Consider the following 21,041-nt stretch of genomic DNA (forward strand, 5'->3'; position numbering starts at 1 on the left):
TTCACCACGAAAACAGTCGCTGACAGACGGAACGTTATTTTTCGGTGGGATGAGGGCTGCCGAGAAGCCGGGAAATTCGCACTCACAAGGGGTATTTACCTTTGCATTCGCGCTGGATAATTTCACCTCAATCTCGGCCCCAGCGCCGGAAAACCTTTGGGGGAAGGAAAGATATGATCCGTGTCACCATTCTCGTCGCCGCGCTGGTCTTCAGCGCGAGTGCGGTTTTGGCCGACGAGCCAATCGTCGGCAATTGGAAAACCGGAGAGGGCGATACTGCTGCCATCGCCCCTTGCAGCAGCGGCTACTGCGTGACGCTGAAGACCGGGAAGTATGCCGGCCGGCAGATCGGCAGGATGCAGGGCAAGGGCAGCATCTACTCGGGCGAACTCACCGATCCCGTCGACAACAAGACCTATAACGGGTCCGGCACGGTCAGCGGCAATACCGTAAGAATGCAGGGCTGTGTATTGAAGGTCTTCTGCAAATCGCAGACTTGGACGAAGCTTTAGAAAGTACTTCGCGCGAAGGACGTCGGACCAATCAATACGTTCTTGCCCGGGGAAGATCTTCAGTTCCACGATTTGTCCGCGGTAATCTTTCTGAACGCCGGATGAACCGGTACCTCAGCACCTGTTCAGCCTGACCATGGCAAAACAGTGTCCAGTATAGGGCACGGTAGGGCCAGGAATATGAACACGATCATCATGGCGCGGCGTTTTGGCATCATCATGTTGTTTGCCGCCATCTTTGCGATAACATTTTCGATGGCGGTAGAACATACCGGCCGCAGTGGTGCGCAATCGCATTTCGGTGCAAGCTTCACTTGCCTGCAGACAGGCAGCCCCTATTGCACGACAGTGCAATAATCGGGAACCTTTCACCAATTTATTCGAGAGTCGAACGGCGAAACAGCATAAAAATAGCTGCGAAAATCTCGGATCGTGCCTTGCAACGTCGTTTGCTTGTTAAAGACGACACTCTATAATGGCGCATGAGCAACCGAATCTCTCCTTTTTCACCTCTTGATATTTCTTCACCCAGTCCGTTTCAGCCGCAGAGCTTTGACGATCCTGCCAAGGCTGTCGATGCTCTGACCGAGCTTTACGACCGCAACACGGCGTTTCTGATCGACAGCTTCACCAAGCTCGCCAAGGGTGTGCCGATCACGGCGCGCTACCGCGCCTTCTACCCGCAGGTCAGCATCGAGACGACGAGCTTCGGCCATGTGGACTCGCGTCTTTCCTACGGCCACGTCACCGCGCCCGGCGTCTACACCACCACCATCACCCGCCCGCAGCTCTTCCGGCATTATCTGAAAGAACAGTTGGCGCTGTTGATGCGCAGCCATAATGTGCCGGTGGTCGTGTCGGAATCGACGACGCCGATCCCGCTGCATTTCGCCTTTGGCGAAGGTGCACATGTGGAAGCTTCCGCTGCCGCTTTCGACGACATTCCGCTGCGCGATCTCTTCGATACGCCGGACCTGAACACCACCGACGATGAGATCGCCAATGGCGAATATATTCCGCCGCCGGGCCAGCCCTCGCCGCTCGCGCCGTTTACCGCGCAACGCATCGACTACTCGCTTGCCCGCCTGGCACACTACACCGCAACCAGCGCGTCGCATTTCCAGAACTTCGTACTTTTCACGAACTATCAGTTCTATATCGACGAGTTCGGCAACTGGGCGCGCGACCTGATGGCCAAGGGCGGCGGTGACGGCTACACCGCCTTTGTCGAGCCCGGCAACATCGTCACGCTCGCCGGTTCCAGCCAGCCGGAGGCCGGCGCCAGCCCGCCGCGGCTGCCGCAAATGCCGGCCTACCATCTGAAAAAGAAGGGCCATGCCGGCATCACCATGATCAATATCGGCGTCGGCCCGTCCAACGCCAAGACGATCACAGACCACGTCGCCGTGCTGCGCCCGCATGCCTGGCTGATGCTCGGCCACTGCGCCGGCCTGCGCAACAGCCAGCGGCTCGGCGACTATGTGCTGGCGCATGCCTATATGCGCGAGGATCACGTCCTCGACGACGACCTGCCGGTCTGGGTGCCGATCCCGGCGCTCGCCGAAGTGCAGGTGGCGCTGGAAGCGGCGGTTGCCGAGATTACCGGCTACGAAGGTTTCGAGCTGAAACGCATCATGCGCACCGGCACGGTCGGAACGATCGACAACCGCAACTGGGAACTGCGCGATCAGGCAGGCCCGGTCAAGCGCCTGTCGCAGGCCCGCGCCGTTGCGCTGGACATGGAGTCGGCGACCATTGCCGCCAACGGTTTCCGCTTCCGCGTCCCCTACGGCACATTGCTCTGCGTGTCCGACAAGCCGCTGCACGGCGAACTGAAGCTGCCGGGGATGGCCACCGCCTTCTACCGCACGCAGGTGAACCAGCACCTCCAGATCGGCATCCGCGCCATCCAGAAGCTGGCGGCAATGCCGCCGGAAGCGCTGCACTCGCGCAAGCTGCGCAGTTTCTTCGAAACGGCGTTTCAATAGGAACAAGAGACGCTTTGAAACTGGACACCGAATGCGTTCAGCGGCTCGTCCAGAGTCTCGATTCTGCCCTGACCGTCAGTGGTTTTGCCCGGCTGACGGGCGGTAGCACAGACGTTTTCAGAATCGATCTTTCGGATTCTGATTGTGGGTCGCTGGTCCTCAAGATCTATCCGAATGAGCCCGAATGGGGGCCGTCGAAGGAAGCGGTCGTCGCAGGTTGGCTCCAAGGACTAACGCCGTCGGTTCCGAAGTGGCTGCGTCTTGACGACTCGCGAACCCTGCTGCCACTGCGCTACGCCTTGCTGACGCTGCTGCCCGGCCGTTCGCTGCGCAACTGGATGGCAGCACCGGATATCGAGCAGGCCTATCGGCAGATGGGAGAGCTTCTGTGTCGCATCCATGCGGTGCCCATGCCTGCCTATGGCTACATACACGGCCACGGGGTCGAGAGGCCGATATCCACGAACGCGGATTATATGACGGTGGCGTTCGAAGACGTGTTTCGCCGTTTTCGCGATCTTGGAGGCGACGCCGATCTCGGGCGTCGTCTGCAGCAGCTTGCCGAAAAGAGCTTCGGTCTTCTGGATGAAAGCGATGGTCCGGTCCTCTGCCATGACGATTTCCATCAGGGCAATGTGCTAGCGCGGCGGAACGACGTAGACAGACTTGAGCTCAGCGGGCTCATTGACTTCGGAAATGCACGCGCGGCAGATAAACTCTTCGATCTGGCCAAGGCCCTGTTCTGTTCGGCGCATGAAGACCCCCGCAGCTATCGGCCGATTCTTGAGGGTTACGGCCCAGTCGATCACACAGACACCGAATGTGCGCTCTGGCTCTACATGCTTTTCCATCGGGTCAGCATGTGGTGCTGGCTGACGAAGCTCGGCGTAAATGCAGGGGCAGAAAACGGACCCGGTGACCTTATCCGGGATCTGCGCGAGATGACCGCCGGTGATAGAAAGCGACTCTCGCGAAAATCGTGACGCATGTCGCGCAAAAGTGCGCGGTGGTTTGCGACAACGACATGCGCAAAATCAAGAGTCTGAGGCGCAAAGAGCGAATCCCGGAGATCGCGATGCGATTTGAGTTTCGCGACAAAATCGCTAGCGTTGAGCTCTTCAACTAATTCCTGTCGCAAACCTATTCGCAAAAATCGTAGTTTCGCGACGGGAATTTACCGGAGAACTCAGCGTGACGGCTTTTTTTCGCGGAGTTTAGGAATTATGCAGCCACTGCGATCGCCGTAGTGGCCTGGTCTGAGAACCAGACGTCCCGGAAAATTGCAATTGCACTCTCGTCTGGGTCGCGATCTTTGGTCAGCCAGAGGGAGCGGATGGTTTGTGCGCCAGCTCTATCTGGCGCCTTGAGGCTCTGGAGAGGGTCGCTTGCGCCAATGCATGGAATGAACCAGGCCGGCATCAACGGCCGCGCAGAGAATCCCGTTTGGCCCCGGGTGATCAGCATGGCGAAGGCAACATCCTCGCTCGGGCGCCAGGGAAAGATCATCCGACCGCCTGGACGCAAGGATTCTAGCCAATGCACGGGCGGGACCACCACGCCGGCATTCACATAGATCAGGTCGGATGGTGGCAGCGCCAGCACAGTAGCATCGCCATGTGTAACCGAAACATCTTCGAAGGGAACAAGGTTCTCGTGCGCCCGCCCAGCAAGACGCTCATCGATTTCGAAGGCATGCACGTGGCCATTCGGAAGCGTCAGCATCGAGAGGATCGCGGTGTAGTAGCCGGTACCTGCCCCGATATGGGTTACCACCTCTCCACCCTGCGGATTGACGCTGCCGAGCCAGGCTGCATGCAACATGGGCTCGCCATTGTTGATGCCCTTCGCTCGATCCAGCGCTACCAGCACGTTCTGATTAACATGCACCGGATTGTCACTCGGCGTTTCAATGTAGCGATGCCGATAGGATTTCTTCCAAGGGTGGACGGCGATATGCCAGGGACCGGGACCAAGGAAGGCTTCGCGAGGCACAAGCTCGAAAATGCGTTCGAACCGCTCATCCGGGGAGCCTGTGGCCACCGCCATCATCTGTGCGTGAAACCGACGGACTTCTTCCAGCACGACACCCGATTTCCTCACCATTGAGCATCTCTCCTTCACGATCTTAAAACCACTAGGCCAAGCGAGTGTATCACCTGTTTTCCGTCATTTAGCCGACGCCGCGTCTGGCGCGAGAGCGTGCTGGTTAATTTGGCAAGGACATAAGGGTAGTGTCGCAAAAACGGACATTCTGCGGCAGTCGAGCGCGCAGGATGCTTCACGAAGAGATTTCCAGCAAGGTAAAACGCCTGTCGCAATCGGATTAGGCACCAATCTATGCCTGGATTCTGCATTTCGGTTAAAGGCTGGAGGTCTCTCGCCCCTTATTTTTTTGCCTCCGGCATCGGCCGCATCTGATCGGCGACCGCCACCTGCGGCCGATTGATCATCGGATCTGCCGCCCAGTTGAGGCAAAGGATCAGAACCGCAAAGGCGGCAAAGCCGATCGAGGTACGAAGAACGACCTTGCGAAGCTCGATCGGCTCCATCAGATCCTTCTCCGACAATGTCTTCCTGCACCAATAATTCACCAGAGCTGTTTCCAAGGTGTGCATGTCCGTCTCTCCTTTGGTGATGACGGAACTTGTCGAGCGGCCTCGCCCATTTTCGACAGCGATGAAATTTTTTGTCATGCTGCCGATCTGGATGTCGATTTGCGTGCGGCCCGCTCGTCTATGGCTGTCAGCAAATGGAAAGAGGAAGAGCAGCGATGAAATATCTTTGTCAGGTCTGGTTCGACGGCACGAAGCTCGATGCCATGACGAAAGAGGAAAAGCAGAGACTCGATTCGGATTCGCTTGCCTATGACCGGGATCTCGCCGCAAGCGGGCATATGATTCATGCCGAAGCGCTGCAATCGCCACGCTCAGCAGTGACGGTGCAGGTGCGTAACGGCGAGACGGCGGTGACGGACGGCCCATTCATCGAGACCAAGGAGCATCTTGGCGGCTTCATCCTGATCGATGCCAGGGACCTGAACGACGCGATCCGCGTCGCGGCCGGTATTCCGCTGGCAAAGCTCGGCAGCATCGAGGTGCGGCCGATCTATTCTTTCGGTCCTGAAGTGTAAGGAGGCGACGATGAAATTTCTCTGCCAGGTCTGGTTCGAAACCGCCGAGATCATGACCATCACCGAGGAAGAAGGACGGCGGCTGACGCAAGAATCCATCGACAACGACAACAGGCTGCGCGACAGCGGACATATCGTCGTGGCAAACGCGTTACGGGCGCCGCAGACTGCCAAGACGGTGCGAGTGCGCAAAGGCGACGCCACAGTCACCGACGGTCCGTTTGCCGAAATGAAGGAGCATCTCGGCGGCTTCGTACTGATCGAGGCGAAGGATATCGACGAGGCGACTGCCATCGCCGCCACCTTCCCTGTGGCCCGGTATGGCATGATCGAGGTCCGCGCGGCCTATGACATCCGGTTTCCGAACGAATAGACAAAGAGCAGGAGGACATGGACATGCGGTTTCTATGCTTGATCTACACGTCCGCCGACGTGGACGGCACGCTGACCTCCAGCGAGGTCGATACCCTGATCGCCGAGCATTTCGAATATGACGAAGGCCTAAGACGCAGAGGCACGATGATCCTGTCGGACGCGCTGGAGACGCCCGACAAGGCGATCGTCATCCGCCCGCGCGGGTCGGCGCTTTCCACAACGGATGGCCCATTCGTCGAGACGAAGGAACATCTGGCCGGCTTCTATCTTATCGAGGCTGCCGACATGGCTGGCGCAACCGAAATTGCGCGGCGCATCCCCTCGGCGCGCTATGGTGCGGTCGAAATCCGCCCAGTGCGGATACTGACCCTTCCCGGCACCTGACAGGAGAACAGAAGACGTCCGTGTCGCTGAACGAAACCATCGACGATATCTACCGCAGCCAGTCGCGCCGCGTGCTTGCGACGCTTATCCGCGTGCTCGGCGATTTCGACCGGGCGGAGGAGGCCCTTCACGACGCCTTTGCAGCGGCGGCGCAGCAATGGACGGAAGAGACGATGCCGGCCAATCCCTATGCCTGGCTGGTTTCGACCGGCCGTTTCCGGGCAATCGACCACATCCGCCGGCGAGCGCGTTTCGATGCCTCCGAGGCCGACATCGTCGACAGCCTGTATCCGGAGGGCGAAATGATCGAGTCCGCCGAAAGCGAAGAGATCGAAGACGATATGCTCAGATTGATCTTCACCTGCTGCCACCCGCTCATTCCTGCGGAGGCGCAGATGGCGATGGCTCTGCGTGAGGTCTGCGGCCTGACGACGGAAGAGATCGCCCACGCTTTCCTCATCTCCGCGCCGACCGTCGCCCAGCGTATCGTTCGCGCCAAGAACCGCATTCGCACCGCCCGCATTCCCTATGAGGTTCCAGCAAAGATGGAGTTGCCGGAGCGGCTGGCGCAGGTGCTGCATATCATCTATCTCGTCTTCAACGAAGGCTATTCCGCCTCGTCCGGAGCAGCGATCGTCCGCGCCGACCTCGCCGGCGAAGCCATTCGTCTCGGCCGCCTGCTTCTGAAACTTCTGCCCGACCCGGAGGTTGCCGGACTGCTGGCGATGATGCTCCTGCAGGATTCGCGGCGGCTGGCACGGGCGAGTACATCAGGCGATCTCATCTTGCTTGCGGATCAGGACCGCGGGCTGTGGGACAACAGGAGAATCCGTGAGGGGCTAGCCTTTGCGGCCGAGGCAATGGCCGGTGAAAGCGTTGGCAGCTATGCGCTGCAGGCGGCAATTGCCGCCGAGCATGTGCGCGCGGCAACGGCGGACCAGACGGACTGGCGGCGGATTGTGACACTCTACGATCTGCTGCTGGTCGCACATCCGTCGTCGGTGGTCGAGCTTAACCGGGCGGTGGCGGTTTCGATGTGCGATGGGCCGGCAGCGGCACTTGAGATCGTCGATGGCCTGCTGAGCGAAGACCGGCTGGCTCGATACCATCTGGCTCACGCGGCAAAGGCCGATTTCCTACGGCAGCTCAATCGCAACGATGAATCGCGACAGTCTTACGAGACGGCGCTTTCGCTTTGCCACCAGGCGCCCGAGCAAGCGTACCTGCGCAAGCGACTGGCGGAGCTTGCCGGCAAGACCGGGCGATAGGCCAGATCAGGGCCGCTTTCTGGAGGCCAGCAAGGCAAGTGCCGTCCCTGTCAGAGCCGAAACGACGATCAGAAGATGCGCATTGATGCTTGCCTGCGCCAGGTTGTCGAGCGCGGCTTTTTCTCCCGACGCTCCGAAAGCCATGGCGCCGGCTGTGATCCCTGCCGGATAGGTGCCCACTCCTCCGGGCGCATGCACCGGCAGCACGGAGGAAAGCTCGCCGCCGAGCGCGCCGCCGAAGCTTGCAGACAGCGGCGTGACATTCATCAGGCGAAGCGCCCAGGCGAGCACCAGGACCTTCACCAGCCAATTGACCACGGTCGTCAGCCAGGCGCGAGCAAAGGCGCTGGCATTGGCCGGCAAACCACGCTCCAGCTCATGCACCAACGTCTGCGCCTTCTTCGGCAATGCCTTGGCGGCAAATTTAATCAGCGGCCGGCGCTGGGCGAAACCCGCGACCGGCAAAAGCACGAAAGCAAGCCATGCGACCCAGGCAAGAACGCGGTAGGACGAGGCGAGCGCGAAACCGCTGCCCGCCGCGGCGAGCAGCGCATGCAGGTCCAGCAGCCGCATGACAAACAGCGCCGAGGTGCCGCGCGCCAAGGGAATCCCGAATTCGGAACGCATCAGCACCGGGAAGCTGGTCTCCCCGGTGCGGAAGGGCATCATGATGTTGAGGAGATTGTGAACCTGCGTCACGCGGAAGAGCGCGGTGAAATGGCCGCCGGTCTCCTTCGGGAAATAATCGTAGATGCGCCAGGTGCGCAGGAAGTATGTGCCGGTCAGCAGCGCCAGTGCCAACAGAATGGGCAGGATACCGACTTTGCCCCATTGCGCCAGGATCGAACTCCACCCCCAGAACCACTCGATGAAGGCGGCATAGGCCAGAACGACGGCCAATGTCAGCAGCGTCATGCGATTGCGAATAAACCAGTTCTGTCGGCTGGCAACCATCGGAGTCTTCATGTAGTTAAGGCACCCAATGCGAGCGGAGGCTGATGCCGGACATGTCGCTCGTTCCGTCCGGCAGGATCTGCCGGTCTTTTAGGAGAAAGAAGAGTTGCAGACAACGGCAGAGTCGATCCGCCCCCTGACCGATACAGCAAGTGCCATTGAGCTTTCGCTGGTCGTGCCTGTCTTTAACGAGGAAGAAAGCGTCGGACCGCTGATCGAGCGCATCTGTTCCGCCATGGTGAACTTTACCAAGCGCTGGGAACTAATCCTGATCGACGACGGCAGCACCGATGCCACGCTTGCCAATGCACGCCGCTCACTCGGGCGCGAGGGACTGACGCTACGTATCGTCGAGCTTCAACGCAATTTCGGCCAGACCGCCGCCATGCAGGCCGGCATCGACACCGCCACCGGTCGGCTGATTGCCACCATGGACGGCGACCTGCAGAACGACCCGAAGGATATTCCTTCGATGGTCGAAGAGTTGGAGAGGCGGCAGCTCGACCTGCTCGTCGGCTGGCGCAGGAATCGCCAGGACGGGCTTTTCCTGCGCAAGATTCCCTCCTGGTGCGCAAACTATCTCATCGGCCGCATCACCGGCGTCAAGCTGCACGACTATGGCTGCAGCCTGAAAATCTACCGTGCCTCGATCATCAAGCAGGTGAAGCTGATGGGCGAGATGCATCGCTTCATCCCGGCCTGGGTTGCCGGCGTCGTACCGAGCTCGCGGATCGGCGAAGTGGTCGTCACCCACCATGCGCGCGAGCACGGCACATCGAAATATGGGATTTCACGTACTTTCCGCGTCATTCTCGACCTGCTCTCGGTAATGTTCTTCATGCGCTACAAGGCGCGGCCGGGCCATTTCTTCGGCTCTCTCGGCCTCGGCCTCGGCGCGCTCGCCGGTCTCATCCTGCTATGGCTCTTCGTCGACAAGTTCATCTTCGGCGACGATATCGGCAACAGGCCGCTGTTGCTGGTGGGCGTCGTGCTCCTGCTGTCATCGGTGCAAATGATCACGACAGGCATCTTGGCCGAGATGATCGCGCGCATCTATTATCGCGATGATCTGTCGCCGAACTACATCGTCCGCAAGATCTTCGATCGGGATAATCAGGATGCATAGGCTTCTGGTCCGCCGACCGGATACCATCATCCTCTTGCTTGCCGGATACTTCGTTCTGGAATTTCTGGTGCGGCTCGCCATGCCACATGGCATGCGCTACGACGAGTCCCAGCAGGCGCTTTTCTCGCAATGGCTGACACTCGGCTACGATTCCCAGCCGCCGCTCTACAACTGGGTGCAGGCGCTGGTGGTCTCTGTCTTCGGGCTGTCGCTTGCGACGATTTCTATCGTCAAGAACATCGTGCTGTTCCTGGTTTTCTTCAGCTACTACAAACTGGCGAAACTGGTGCTGTCCGACAAGGTTTTCGCGGCGATCGCCACGCTGTCGTTGCTGACGATACCGCAGCTCTTCTGGGAGGCGCAGCGCGATTTGACGCATACGGTCGCGCAACTGCTGACGATCAATCTCTTCCTCTACGGCGCGATCCGCACGCTCAAGGCGCCGAGTACGGGTTCCTATATATTTACCGGCATCGCGCTCGGTCTCGGCATGCTCTCGAAATACAATTTCGCGCTGCTCGCCGCCGCCGCGGTCGTCGCCGTCCTGATGCATCCACAGGGACGTGCGCGCATCTTTGACCGGCGTTTTCTGCTGACCCTGCTGATCTCCCTATTGATCTTCCTGCCGCACGGGCTGTGGCTAATCCACAATCTCGATCTCGCCTCGGGACGCACGCTGGGGATCATGGAGCAGGATGCGCCGCAAAGCGCCTTTGCCAAGCTGGTGCAAGGACCTTTGGAATTCGTGAAATTAGTCGTCGTCATCTGCGCGCCGACGCTCGTCATATATTCGTTGGTCTTCGGCAAGAGCCTCTTCAAGAACCTGGGGCGATCAAATGAATGGACCCGTTTTTTCGAGGTCCTGTTTGCTGCTATCGCCGTGTTGGTGCTGATCCTGATCGTCGCCATCGGCATGACCGCGCTGCGCGACCGCTGGCTGCTGCCCTTCCTGTTCCTGCTGCCGATCTATGTTTGCCTGAAGATGGAAGTGGCCGGCATCAAGGCCGCGGATTTCGGCAAGCGCTTCTTCTATATCCCGCTGGCGATGATGCTGATCATTCCGGCGCTGCTTTTGGTCCGCGTCACCTTCCCAGCGCTCTTCGGCGCCTATGACCACTACAACACGCCCTACCCCGCCTTCGTGAGCCAGGCCGTGGCGATGGAGGGCAAAAAACCCGGGTTAGTGCTGACGGACAATTGGTTGCCGGCCGGAAATCTGCATTTGCAACTGCCTGACGTGCCGGCCATGTCGCTGTTCTTCGGCAATCTGAAGGCAAACTATCAGTGGAGCGCCGACAAGCCGATCCTCATTGTCTGGCGGCCGGGCAAGAACGACAGCGGCGTGCCGGCGCCATTGGCGAGCTGGTTGCACGATACGCTCGGCCCGCAATATGCGGCGCCGAACATCAAGCTCGCGGACGTTCAGTACATCCACGGCAAGCCCGGCGACATGGCGTCCTTTGCCTATTCCTGGGTCTATCCGAAATAAACGCCGATCACCCGATCTGCGAGAACTGCTGTCCTTTTTCAACGCCGGAATCGTTTATGGACTTGACTGACAAACTGGCGAGCACCTTGCCTGACCCTGCTGATCTTCCGCCATGGCAAGTCAAGAGCTCCACCCATCTGCTTCACGACCGATGGCTGAAAGTCAGAGCCGACGCCTGTGTTACGGCCGAAGGCGTGGAGATTGCCCCCTACTATGTGTTGGAATATCCCGATTGGGTGGAAGTGGTGGCGCTCGATGCGGAGGACAACATCTATCTCGTCCAGCAGTATCGTCACGGTCTGGGCGTTGTCGCGTTAGAGGTGCCGGGCGGTGCAATGGATGCGAGCGACGCAAATCCGATCGAGGCGGCAGCCCGCGAGCTGAGGGAAGAAACCGGCCTCACGGCGTCCGAATGGGAGTATGTCGGCGCCCTTTCACCAAATCCGGCCACCCACTCGAACCTTTCCCACATCGTGCTCGCTCGCAATGTCGAGATATCAGCGAAACCCGCAGACGATCCAACGGAACGCATTCGGCTTATTCGCATACCGATCCGACAGGCCATCAAACTGGCGCTGGAGGGCAAGATGATTCAAACGATTCATGTCGCGGGGCTGACACTAGCTCTGCACAAAGCGGGCAAATGGGATGCGCCATCCCCGGCGGACAAAAGCTGACTAAGCTGTCGTTTCCGCCCACACCGCGTCGAGCGCCAGCCGGGTGATACCCACCATCGCATCCACCTCTTCGTGGCTGATGATCAATGGCGGCGAGGCCAGCATTCGGTCGGCGGTGGCGCGAAGCACGAGACCATTGGTCAAAGCATGATTGCGCACAGCTGAGCCGATCGCATCCGGCTTTTCGAAGCGGCGGCGCGTGGATTTGTCGGCGGCGAGCTGCAAAGCGCCCATCAGGCCGATGCTGACGGCTTCGCCGACCATATCGTGATCGGCCAGGCTGCCCCAGGCCCTGGCGAAATAGGGGCCGATGTCGTCGCGAACGCGCTCGATCAGTCGCTCATCCTCAATGATTCTGAGGTTCGCGAGCGCCGCAGCGGCGCAGACCGGGTGGCCGGAATAGGTGAAGCCGTGGTTGAACTCTCCGACCTCGTTGATCAGCACATCTGCGATGTGGTCGCTGACCAACACGCCGCCGATCGGCAAATAGCCCGAAGACAAGCCCTTGGCGATCGGCGCGAGATCGGGCTCGACACCGAAATGCTGATAGCCGAACCAGGAACCGAGTCTTCCGAAACCGCAGATCACCTCATCGCAGACTAACAGGATGTTTCTCGCCCTGCAGATGCGGCCGATTTCCGGCCAATAGGTCGAGGGTGGAATGATGACGCCGCCCGCCCCCTGCACCGGCTCGGCGATGAAAGCCGCAACATTATCCTCGCCCAGTTCATCGATCTTCTCTTCCAGCTCGCGGGCGACCTTGAGGCCGAACTCTTCCGGAGAAAGATCGCCACCATCGGCGTACCAATAAGGCTGGTTGATATGAACGACGCCAGGGATCGGCAGGTCGCCTTGCTCGTGCATATATTTCATGCCCCCCATGCTGGCGCCGGCGACGGTGGAGCCGTGATAGCCATTCCTGCGGGCAATGACGATCTTCTTCGTCGGCTTGCCCACGGCGCTCCAATAGACGCGGGCCATACGGAACCATGTGTCGTTAGCTTCGGAGCCGGAGTTGGTGAAGAAGACATGATTGAAGTGCGGCCCGGCATGGGCGCAAACCTTCTCCGACAACAACGTGGCCGGCGTCGTCGTCGTGCCGAAGAACGTGTTGTAATAGGGAAGTTCGTTCATTTGCCGGATGGCGGCATCGGCGATTTCCGTTCGCCCATAGCCGATATTGACGCACCAGAGGCCGGCAAAGCCATCGAGATATTTCTTGCCGTTGCTGTCGAAGATGTAGACGCCCTCGCCGCGCTGGATGATCCGGGCGCCGTCAGCGTTCAACTTCTTCATGTCGGCGAACGGATGGAGATGATGAGCGGCGTCGACGGCGGCGAGATTGGAACGGCTGGAAGTGTCGGACATCGTTTGCAGAATCCCTATCGGATTGAAAGGCTGGCCTCGATCGTTTACGACCATGACGTGAGCATCGGGGATTGACAAGGGCATGGCGGCTGACAACGCAACCGAAGGCACGGCACGCATCGAGGTGTTGATATCAGACATGAACGGCCGGCTGCGCGGCAAACAGATACCCATGGAAGCCGAAAAGAAAGTCTGGTCGGGCGCGGTACGCCTACCGACCTCGACGCAATCGCTCGATATCTGGGGCGACGACAATGACGACCTCACCGGCCTTTCGCTGACGATCGGCGATCCCGACGGCACCTGCGTCGCCGATCCACGCACGCTCACGGATATACCCTGGGCGCCGCCAGGATCGAAGCAAGTGCTGGCCACGATGCACGAACTCGACGGCAGCCCCAGTTTTCAGGACCCGCGCGCTATTCTCTCCGCAGTGGTCGATCGCTATAAGGCGCTCGGCTTGACGCCGGTCGTTGCGACCGAACTGGAATTCTACCTTCTCGCCGGCGACTGGCGCGAGCGCGGCCTGCCCTCGCCGCCGCCGGCGCTGATGTATCGCAACGAGCCGAACGGCTACCAGCTCTACGATATGGATGCCGTCGATCTGCTCGGCGATTATCTCGAAACTTTGCGCGCCTATGCCAGAGCGCAGGGCCTGCCGGCGGAGGCGACAACGGCGGAATTCGGCCCAGGGCAGTTCGAAGTCAATCTGCTGCATCGCCCGGACGCGCTCGCAGCCGCCGATGACTGCATTTCCCTGAAACGGATCGCCGAGCAAGCGGCACGCAAGCACGGCCTCAAATCGACCTGCATGGCGAAGCCCTACACCGATCACGCGGGCTCCGGGCTACATGTGCACGCCAGCATTATCGACGATCAAGGCCGCAATATTCTCGACGCGGCGGGCGGAGAGCCAATGAGGCTGAAATCGATCTGTGCTGGTCTGCTGCAGACCCTGCGAGATGCGCAATTGGTCTTTGCGCCCTATGCCAATTCCTATCGCCGGTTCCAGCCGGGCTCGTTCGCGCCGGTCGACCTCACCTGGGGCTATGGCCATCGCGGGACTGCCGTGCGCATCCCCGAAAAGGACGGATCGGGCGCGCGCATCGAGCACCGCGTCGCCGGCGCCGATGCCAATCCGTACCTGATGCTGGCGGCGATCCTCGGAGGTATGTTGCTTGGATTGCAGAACGAACTCGATCCCGGCGAAGAGACTACGCCAAGCCACGCGCCGGCAAATGCGCCACGACTGACGCATGATTTCCTCACTGCCGTCGATCGCTTCCGCGCCTCCCCCTTCATCGCCGATATTTTCGGAGAGCGCTATCAGAAGCTCTACGGCGATACGAAGCACAAGGAAGCGATCCGCTATCTGCGCACGGTGTCAGATTTCGACTACCGCACATATCTGCCGCGCCTTTGACGGATTTCAGACGACCGCGCTGCGGACTGCGTCTTCCTCGGCGGCCCGTGCAGCCGTACCCTGCTTGATCATCACCTTCAGCTCGCCGGCATGAAGTTTGAGTACGATATCGCGCTCCAAGGGCAGCAACTCGCCATCTACGACACAATTCGCCAGGCTGCGCAACTTCGGGAAATGCAGATGCACTTCGCGCGTATGCATGACCATGACATCGGCGTTCTCTTGAAACCGGCCACGCAGCATATCAATGGCGAGCCGCGCCACGCCGAGCGGCCGCAATGGCCTTGCCGTATAGAAGCCAAGTTCGCCGCCGCGCAGATCGTCGGCATAAAGCAGCGTGTTGGGGCCGAAGGGATTGTTGGACACGGAAATTGCCGAGACATGCCGGCGCTCCCGAACTCCCTCGGCTTCGAAATCGACATCGAATTCCGGTGGATTGAAAACGACACCCAAGGCGGCGCGACTGCTGGCCGACAGCTTGCCCAAACGTGAACGATAGGGATAGGCGTCGCGATAGCGCACCATGCGTGCGTGCAGCCCGGCGGAAAACTGATGGATGAACGGCCGGCCATTGGCGCTGCCGATATCCACGTGATCCACCTCGCCTGTCGCGAGCACGTCGAGCACCTGCCAGATGTCGAGCGGTAGCCGAAGCGAGCGTGCAAAGAGGTTCATGGTGCCGGCCGGAATGACGCCGAGTGCGACGCCGTTTTTCCAAGCGACCGCGGCAGCGGCAGAAATCGTTCCATCACCGCCGCCGGCGACGATTCCATCGATATCGTCGCGCCGCGCCGCGCGTTCCATAGCCGCAACGACTTCGTTACCCGACACGACCAAGCCTTCGAAATCATGGCCGGCGTCCCGGAAAACCTGCTCTGCCTTCATTTCGTAAGCGGCCATGTCCGTCGTCTTGAACGTGCCGCCATCGCGATTGAAAAAGCCGATCAGTTTCATCGAGGCTCCCGGTTTTCCCGCTGAATGTGTCTCAAGAAGGATCTGATCCCCGCCTGCTTATTGAGAGATGGCTCCTGCCAAGGCGATTTCAAGCATTGTGAGATCGCCCGCGGCAATCATTGCGGGTGAACAGGTCGAGAGAAGGCCGCCGCAAAGACTTATGCAAGGGGCGATATGCTGCACTGCAAAAAATGCACGCGACAGCGATATCACGCTGATTCATATTATTAATCGGGGCATCTCCGTGCCTTTCCAGTCTTTCATTCCGTATCATGTGCCCGAGGCCTGCATCCCGGTTTTCCCTACCCGGTTTGCCCGCTCCGCGGCACTTTTTGCATGATCGCCGCCAAGGAGTTTTCGTGAGCGATATCGCTGCCGACGTCATCGATTCCCAATCCATCCTCGAAGCGCCGTCGCGCACGGCGATCGCCCTTGTCACGCTGGCGCTTGCAGTCGGCAGCTTCGGCATCGGCACGGGTGAATTCGTCATCATGGGCCTGCTGCCTGAGGTCGCCGATACCTTCGGTGTCACGACTCCGGAAGCGGGCCACGTTATCAGCGCCTATGCGCTCGGCGTCGTTGTCGGCGCACCGATCATCGCCGTTCTCGCCGCGAAGATGGCGCGGCGGACCCTGCTTCTGCTGATGATGGCGATTTTTGCAGCCGGCAATATTTCGAGCGCGATGGCTCCGACCTTCGAAAGTTTTGCAGCTCTGCGTTTCATCACCGGCCTGCCGCACGGCGCCTATTTCGGCGTCGCAGCGCTTGTGGCCGCCTCCATGGTGCCCGTCCATCGCCGCGTGCGTGCTGTCGGCCAAGTCATGCTCGGCCTCACTATTGCCACCCTCATCGGCACGCCAATCGCGACCTTCCTCGGCCAGCTTCTGAACTGGCGCGCGGCCTTCATGATGGTCGGCGGCGTCGGCCTCGTGACCATGCTCCTCATTGCCCTATTCCTGCCAAAGGACAAGGTCGAGGAAGGCGCGAGCATCACCCGCGAGCTGGGCGCGCTTCGCCGCATTCAGGTCTGGCTGACGCTCGGCATCGCCGCGGTCGGCTTCGGGGGCATGTTCTCGATCTTCAGCTACGTGGCAACGACGACAACGCAAGTTGCCGGTTTGGGAACAAGCATGGTGCCGGTCGTACTGGCGCTCTTCGGCATCGGCATGAATGTCGGCAATATTGTCGGCTCGCGCCTGGGCGACCTGTCGCTCAAGGGCACGATCGGCGGCATGATGGTCTTCAACGTTGTCATCATGACGCTGTTTTCGTTGACGGCCGCCAATCCTGTGATGCTGTGCGTCTGCGTCTTCTTGATCGGCTGCGGCTTTGCCGCCTGCCCCGCCGTGCAGACACGTCTGATGGATGTCGCGGCGGATGCGCAGACGCTGGCCGCGGCCTCCAATCATTCGGCCTTCAACATCGCCAATGCGCTCGGCGCCTGGCTTGGCGGTCTGGTGATTTCCTGGGGCTTCACGGCAGCGTCGACGGGCTATGTCGGCGCGGTGCTTTCCGTCTTCGGCCTGATCGTCTTTGGAATATCAGTTGGTTTGGAGCGCAGCGGCCGGAGTGCATGAAGCCGGCAATGGCCGAACTTCCTGCTTGCCGGTATGACAGAAGACATTTTCCTCACCCCAGACCGCCATTGCTTTGATGATCGGCCCAAGGCTGGCGCCAAGTGGCGTCAGCGCGTAGTCGACGCGCGGGGGCACGACCGGGAAAACGGTGCGTGAGACCAGTCCGGACTCTTCGAGCTCGCGTAGCTGTTTCGTCAGCATGCGCTGTGTCACCGCCGGCAGCTTGCGGCGGATTTCGTTGAAACGCAGCGTTCGCTCCATCAGGTGGAACAGGATCACGCCTTTCCATTTGCCATCGAGCAGGCTCAGCGTCGCCTCGACCGGACACCCGGGAAAATTCTTGACCAGCTTGGCGCGCGGTAGCGACATCGACAGTATCCTTTTGGGTACTACGTACAGAATTTGTGCATTCTTGCGTACTTTCAGCATAAGACGCATCTAGGTCCCGTGCAACAAACACTGGAGTTTTCCCATGCGCGCCGTCGCTTACAAGATCCCGCAGCCCATTTCCGCCGAGACGTCGCTTGTTGATATCGACCTGCCGACGCCGGAAGCCAAGGGTCATGATCTCCTTGTCGAAATCAAGGCCGTGTCCGTCAATCCCGTCGACGTCAAAGTCCGTGCCAACGCTGCCCCCACCGAAGGCGAATACAAAGTGCTCGGCTGGGATGCCGCCGGTATTGTCAAGGCAATCGGCTCTGATGTCACCATGTTCAAGCCCGGCGATGAGGTCTTCTACGCCGGCGCCATCAACCGTGGCGGCTCGAACGCCGAGTTTCATCTGGTGGACGAGCGCATCGTCGGCTTAAAGCCGAAAAGCCTCGATTTCGCTGCCGCTGCTGCTTTGCCGCTGACCTCGATCACAGCTTATGAGGCTTTGTTCGACCGCATCAAGGTGCAGGACCCGGTTCCGGGTGCCGCCAACGCCATTCTCATCATCGGCGGCGCCGGCGGCGTCGGTTCGATCGCCATCCAGATCGCCCGCGTGTTGACCGGCCTGACGGTGATCGCTACGGCCTCGCGGCCGGAAACCCAGGCTTGGGTGAAGGAACTCGGCGCCCATCACGTAATAGATCACTCCAAGCCGTTGGCTCCGCAGATCGAAGCTCTCGGCATCGGCGCCCCTGCTTTCATCTTTTCGACCACCAACACCAGCGATCATATTGCGTCGATCGTCGAAGCGATCGCACCGCAAGGCCGTTTCGGACTGATCGATGACCCAAAGGTGCTCGACGTCGCCCCCTTCAAGCGCAAGGCGGTTTCAACCCACTGGGAATTGATGTTCACCCGTCCGCTCTTCAATACGGCTGATATGATCGAACAGCACAAGCTGCTGAACAAAATTGCCGAACTGGTCGATGCCGGCAGAATCCGCACGACGCTGACCGAAACGCTCGGCACGATCAACGCTGCGAATCTGAAAAAGGCGCATGCACTGATCGAGACCGGCAAGATGAAGGGCAAGGTCGTTCTGGCTGGTTTCTGAGCCCATCCATTCCCTTCGTTTGGCCGGGTACATGCCGCCCGGCCAAACTATTTTTGACATTTTTGCAACGGCAATTGCTGCGATGCACAAGCCGTTAGCCACGCAACAAAAAAATACCTGCGACATTATGGCATTAACCACTGGCGCCACTTGACTTTTCACCACTTCGGAGCGACTTCTCCCGACGTGGGGAACAACGTTTTCCATACCGATTAACCGGAGCCATCTTACGATGCCTAGCGACAGTAGTAGTCGATTGCCTTTGCCGTCAGTGGCACTCGTGCTGTAACCGACTCCTGTCGGCTCGCCACGATCTGCCACGACGGCGGATCGACCGGAAAGGCGAGCTATAATGAATATCAACAGCTTCCCCATGCGGGCTGGCAATGCCGCTCGTGCATTCATCAATAACAACCGCGCCGTTACCATTGCAGAACGCGTTGAGTCGCTGAACGCGATCGAGGCGAGCGAAGCTGCACGCATTCTGGCCAAGATGCCGGAGGAACGCGCCGTTCGCATTCTCGACCGGCCGGAACTTCGCAACGCCGCTGCCATTCTCGAGGTCATGACCGATGCAGACGCTGCACGGCTGCTGCACGGCATGTCCAACGACCGCGTGGCCGACATTCTTCTCGAATTGGACGGCGACGCGCGCGCGCGTCTGTTTGCCACCCTTGAGGAGCCGGTTCGTGTTGCGATCCAGGGCTTGATGGGTTATCCGCCGCGCACGGCAGGCGGCATCATGACGACGGAATATGTCAGCGTGTTCGCCAGTTGGACCGTTGCGCAGACGCTCGATCACGTTCGCCAGGTCGAGCGCTCCCGCGAAACTGTTTATGCCATTTATGTGCTGGACGACGACACCCATACGCTGCTGCGTGTCGTGACGCTGCGCCGTCTCATCACCGGCCAGCCCGATGCCTGCATCCTGACGGTGGCACAGAAGGGTGCGCCGGTCACCGCGCCTGCGCTGATGAAACAGGAGGACGTGGCCCGGCTGATTCGCCGCCACGACCTGCTCGCGCTGCCGGTTGTCGACGAAAACGGCCTCATGCTCGGCATCGTGACGGTCGACGACGTCATCGATACGATGATCGCCGATACGACCGAAGCCGCACAGAAATTCGGCGGTATGGAAGCTCTCGGCCAGCCTTACATGAAGATCGGCTTCGCCGGGATGATCCGCAAACGTGCGGGCTGGCTCGCCGCCCTCTTCCTCGGCGAAATGCTGACGGCAAGCGCCATGCAGCATTTCGAGGGCGAGCTGGAGAAGGCAGTCGTGCTGACGCTGTTCATCCCGCTGATCATGAGCTCGGGCGGCAATTCAGGCTCGCAGGCAACCTCGCTGATCATCCGGGCACTGGCGCTCGGCGAGCTCAAGCTTTCCGATTGGTGGCGGGTAGCGTTGCGCGAACTGCCGACGGGCATCGTGCTCGGCTCGATCCTCGGTCTTGTCGGCTTTGCCCGCATCGTGCTCTGGCAAACCATCGGTCTTTTCGACTACGGTCCGCACTGGCAGCTGGTCGGCGTTACGGTCTTCGCCGCCTTGATCGGTATCGTCACCTTCGGCTCCCTCGCCGGCTCCATGCTGCCCTTCATTCTGCAAAAGCTGCGGCTTGATCCCGCCAGCGCATCGGCCCCGTTCGTCGCAACGTTGGTCGACGTCACCGGGCTGGTGATCTACTTCTCGGTTGCGCTGCTGATCCTCAGCGGGACCATGCTTTAAGGACAACGGAATTCCGAAATCGAAGGGGGCCGGCGACGGCCTCTTTTTTTGTTTTCAGGCCGGCTGCGGCAGCTTCAGGACGCCGTTGGTCTTGATGCTGCGGATTGCGAAATTCGATCGCAGATCGACGACCCCGGGGAGGACCAGAAGCTTTTCCGACATTACCTTCTCATAAGCGGCAAGGTCTTCGACGACGACTTCCGCCAGAAAATCCGCAGCGCCCGAAATCAGGTGGCAGGACACGATTTCCGGGATAGCGAGCAACGCCGCCTGCTGCGCCTCTGAATTCTCCTTCGAATGATGGCCCACCTTGAGCTCGACGAAAACTGTCAAGCCGAGACCGGCCTCCTTGCGATCGATATCGGCGCGATAGCCGCGCAGCAGACCGGATTTTTCCAGGTTGCGGATGCGCCTCAAACAGGGTGAGGGCGACAGGTTCACCCGCTCGGCAATCTCGACATTGGTGGCGCGCGCATCCTCCTGCAGGCAGTTGAGGATAGCAATATCGAATTTATCCAGCTTTGGCATTTTTGAAAACCTTCTTCGCCTAGATTGGCAGATAGTTGCTCATAACATGTTCCTTGAGCTATAACTAGCAAGGACA

22 protein-coding genes are annotated in these 21,041 nt (G+C 59.8%); 15 read left to right on the plus strand and 7 right to left on the minus strand.

Annotation, left to right across the window (positions count from 1 at the left end):
• Nucleotides 1-173: 173 nt before the first annotated feature.
• From FHT86_RS10850 to FHT86_RS10865, 4 genes are all read left to right on the plus strand, one after another.
• Complete coding sequence (locus FHT86_RS10850) at nt 174-512, plus strand: DUF2147 domain-containing protein (RefSeq protein WP_133706729.1); 339 nt, start codon at nt 174-176, stop codon at nt 510-512.
• Nucleotides 513-692: 180 nt separating this feature from the next.
• Nucleotides 693-869 (plus strand): hypothetical protein, encoded by a 177-nt coding sequence (locus tag FHT86_RS10855; protein WP_166656782.1) that lies wholly within the window; start codon nt 693-695, stop codon nt 867-869.
• A gap of 125 nt (nt 870-994) precedes the next feature.
• Nucleotides 995-2,500, plus strand: coding sequence for an AMP nucleosidase (locus FHT86_RS10860; protein ID WP_133706730.1), 1,506 nt, complete (start codon nt 995-997; stop codon nt 2,498-2,500).
• 14 nt (nt 2,501-2,514) lie between these two features.
• Nucleotides 2,515-3,483: a phosphotransferase family protein gene (locus FHT86_RS10865; RefSeq protein ID WP_133706731.1), complete on the plus strand. Its 969-nt coding sequence runs from the start codon at nt 2,515-2,517 to the stop codon at nt 3,481-3,483.
• A gap of 238 nt (nt 3,484-3,721) precedes the next feature.
• Here FHT86_RS10865 and FHT86_RS10870 read toward each other — a convergent pair whose 3' ends face one another.
• A complete protein-coding gene (locus FHT86_RS10870) occupies nt 3,722-4,603 on the minus strand; it encodes a protein-L-isoaspartate O-methyltransferase family protein (protein WP_133706732.1) in 882 nt (293 codons plus the stop codon).
• A 281-nt stretch (nt 4,604-4,884) separates the two neighbouring features.
• The gene (locus FHT86_RS10875) at nt 4,885-5,115 is read right to left on the minus strand and encodes a hypothetical protein (protein WP_133706733.1); all 231 of its coding nucleotides are present in this window, start codon (nt 5,113-5,115) and stop codon (nt 4,885-4,887) included.
• A gap of 155 nt (nt 5,116-5,270) precedes the next feature.
• On the opposite strand from FHT86_RS10875, the gene FHT86_RS10880 reads away from it, so the two are divergent.
• The 4 genes from FHT86_RS10880 to FHT86_RS10895 are packed head-to-tail and all read left to right on the plus strand — an operon-like array spanning nt 5,271 to nt 7,657.
• The gene (locus FHT86_RS10880) at nt 5,271-5,630 is read left to right on the plus strand and encodes a YciI family protein (protein WP_133706734.1); all 360 of its coding nucleotides are present in this window, start codon (nt 5,271-5,273) and stop codon (nt 5,628-5,630) included.
• A 10-nt stretch (nt 5,631-5,640) separates the two neighbouring features.
• A complete protein-coding gene (locus FHT86_RS10885; protein WP_133706735.1) occupies nt 5,641-6,003 on the plus strand; it encodes a YciI family protein in 363 nt (120 codons plus the stop codon).
• 23 nt (nt 6,004-6,026) lie between these two features.
• A complete protein-coding gene (locus FHT86_RS10890; protein WP_133706736.1) occupies nt 6,027-6,389 on the plus strand; it encodes a YciI family protein in 363 nt (120 codons plus the stop codon).
• Between the two features lie 26 nt (nt 6,390-6,415).
• The gene (locus tag FHT86_RS10895) at nt 6,416-7,657 is read left to right on the plus strand and encodes an RNA polymerase sigma factor (protein ID WP_133707127.1); all 1,242 of its coding nucleotides are present in this window, start codon (nt 6,416-6,418) and stop codon (nt 7,655-7,657) included.
• 6 nt (nt 7,658-7,663) lie between these two features.
• Here FHT86_RS10895 and FHT86_RS10900 read toward each other — a convergent pair whose 3' ends face one another.
• Entirely contained in the window at nt 7,664-8,623 is a 960-nt protein-coding gene (locus FHT86_RS10900; RefSeq protein ID WP_133706737.1) for a lysylphosphatidylglycerol synthase domain-containing protein, read from the minus strand.
• Nucleotides 8,624-8,717: 94 nt separating this feature from the next.
• On the opposite strand from FHT86_RS10900, the gene FHT86_RS10905 reads away from it, so the two are divergent.
• The 3 genes from FHT86_RS10905 to FHT86_RS10915 are packed head-to-tail and all read left to right on the plus strand — an operon-like array spanning nt 8,718 to nt 11,903.
• Nucleotides 8,718-9,737 (plus strand): glycosyltransferase family 2 protein, encoded by a 1,020-nt coding sequence (locus FHT86_RS10905; protein WP_133706738.1) that lies wholly within the window; start codon nt 8,718-8,720, stop codon nt 9,735-9,737.
• The gene (locus tag FHT86_RS10910) at nt 9,730-11,226 is read left to right on the plus strand and encodes a glycosyltransferase family 39 protein (RefSeq protein ID WP_133706739.1); all 1,497 of its coding nucleotides are present in this window, start codon (nt 9,730-9,732) and stop codon (nt 11,224-11,226) included. Before FHT86_RS10905 ends, FHT86_RS10910 begins: the two co-directional genes overlap by 8 nt.
• 56 nt (nt 11,227-11,282) lie before the next feature.
• Nucleotides 11,283-11,903 (plus strand): NUDIX hydrolase, encoded by a 621-nt coding sequence (locus tag FHT86_RS10915; protein ID WP_133706740.1) that lies wholly within the window; start codon nt 11,283-11,285, stop codon nt 11,901-11,903.
• On the opposite strand, the gene FHT86_RS10920 is transcribed toward FHT86_RS10915, so the two are convergent.
• Nucleotides 11,904-13,271, minus strand: a complete 1,368-nt coding sequence (locus FHT86_RS10920) for an aspartate aminotransferase family protein (RefSeq protein WP_133706741.1) — start codon at nt 13,269-13,271, stop codon at nt 11,904-11,906.
• Between the two features lie 82 nt (nt 13,272-13,353).
• Here FHT86_RS10920 and FHT86_RS10925 point away from each other — a divergent pair, with 82 nt between their 5' ends.
• Complete coding sequence (locus FHT86_RS10925; protein ID WP_133706742.1) at nt 13,354-14,694, plus strand: glutamine synthetase family protein; 1,341 nt, start codon at nt 13,354-13,356, stop codon at nt 14,692-14,694.
• A gap of 6 nt (nt 14,695-14,700) precedes the next feature.
• Here the strand turns inward: FHT86_RS10925 and FHT86_RS10930 are convergent, their stop codons facing one another.
• Nucleotides 14,701-15,648 (minus strand): diacylglycerol kinase family protein, encoded by a 948-nt coding sequence (locus FHT86_RS10930; protein WP_133706743.1) that lies wholly within the window; start codon nt 15,646-15,648, stop codon nt 14,701-14,703.
• A gap of 359 nt (nt 15,649-16,007) precedes the next feature.
• Between FHT86_RS10930 and FHT86_RS10935 the strand changes: the two genes are divergently transcribed.
• Nucleotides 16,008-17,225, plus strand: coding sequence for an MFS transporter (locus FHT86_RS10935; RefSeq protein WP_133706744.1), 1,218 nt, complete (start codon nt 16,008-16,010; stop codon nt 17,223-17,225).
• Here the strand turns inward: FHT86_RS10935 and FHT86_RS10940 are convergent.
• A complete protein-coding gene (locus FHT86_RS10940) occupies nt 17,190-17,594 on the minus strand; it encodes a helix-turn-helix domain-containing protein (RefSeq protein WP_133706745.1) in 405 nt (134 codons plus the stop codon). The two genes, FHT86_RS10935 and FHT86_RS10940, sit on opposite strands and share 36 nt — an antisense overlap.
• Before the next feature lie 103 nt (nt 17,595-17,697).
• On the opposite strand from FHT86_RS10940, the gene FHT86_RS10945 reads away from it, so the two are divergent.
• On the plus strand, nt 17,698-18,711 hold the full coding sequence (locus FHT86_RS10945; protein ID WP_133706746.1) for a zinc-binding alcohol dehydrogenase family protein: 1,014 nt from the start codon (nt 17,698-17,700) through the stop codon (nt 18,709-18,711).
• A 352-nt stretch (nt 18,712-19,063) separates the two neighbouring features.
• Complete coding sequence (mgtE, locus tag FHT86_RS10950) at nt 19,064-20,437, plus strand: magnesium transporter (protein WP_133706747.1); 1,374 nt, start codon at nt 19,064-19,066, stop codon at nt 20,435-20,437.
• A 54-nt stretch (nt 20,438-20,491) separates the two neighbouring features.
• Here mgtE and FHT86_RS10955 read toward each other — a convergent pair whose 3' ends face one another.
• A complete protein-coding gene (locus tag FHT86_RS10955) occupies nt 20,492-20,965 on the minus strand; it encodes an Lrp/AsnC family transcriptional regulator (protein WP_133706748.1) in 474 nt (157 codons plus the stop codon).
• Nucleotides 20,966-21,041 lie beyond the last annotated feature (76 nt).

Source organism: Rhizobium sp. BK313 (assembly GCF_014193655.1).
Lineage (GTDB): Bacteria > Pseudomonadota > Alphaproteobacteria > Rhizobiales > Rhizobiaceae > Rhizobium.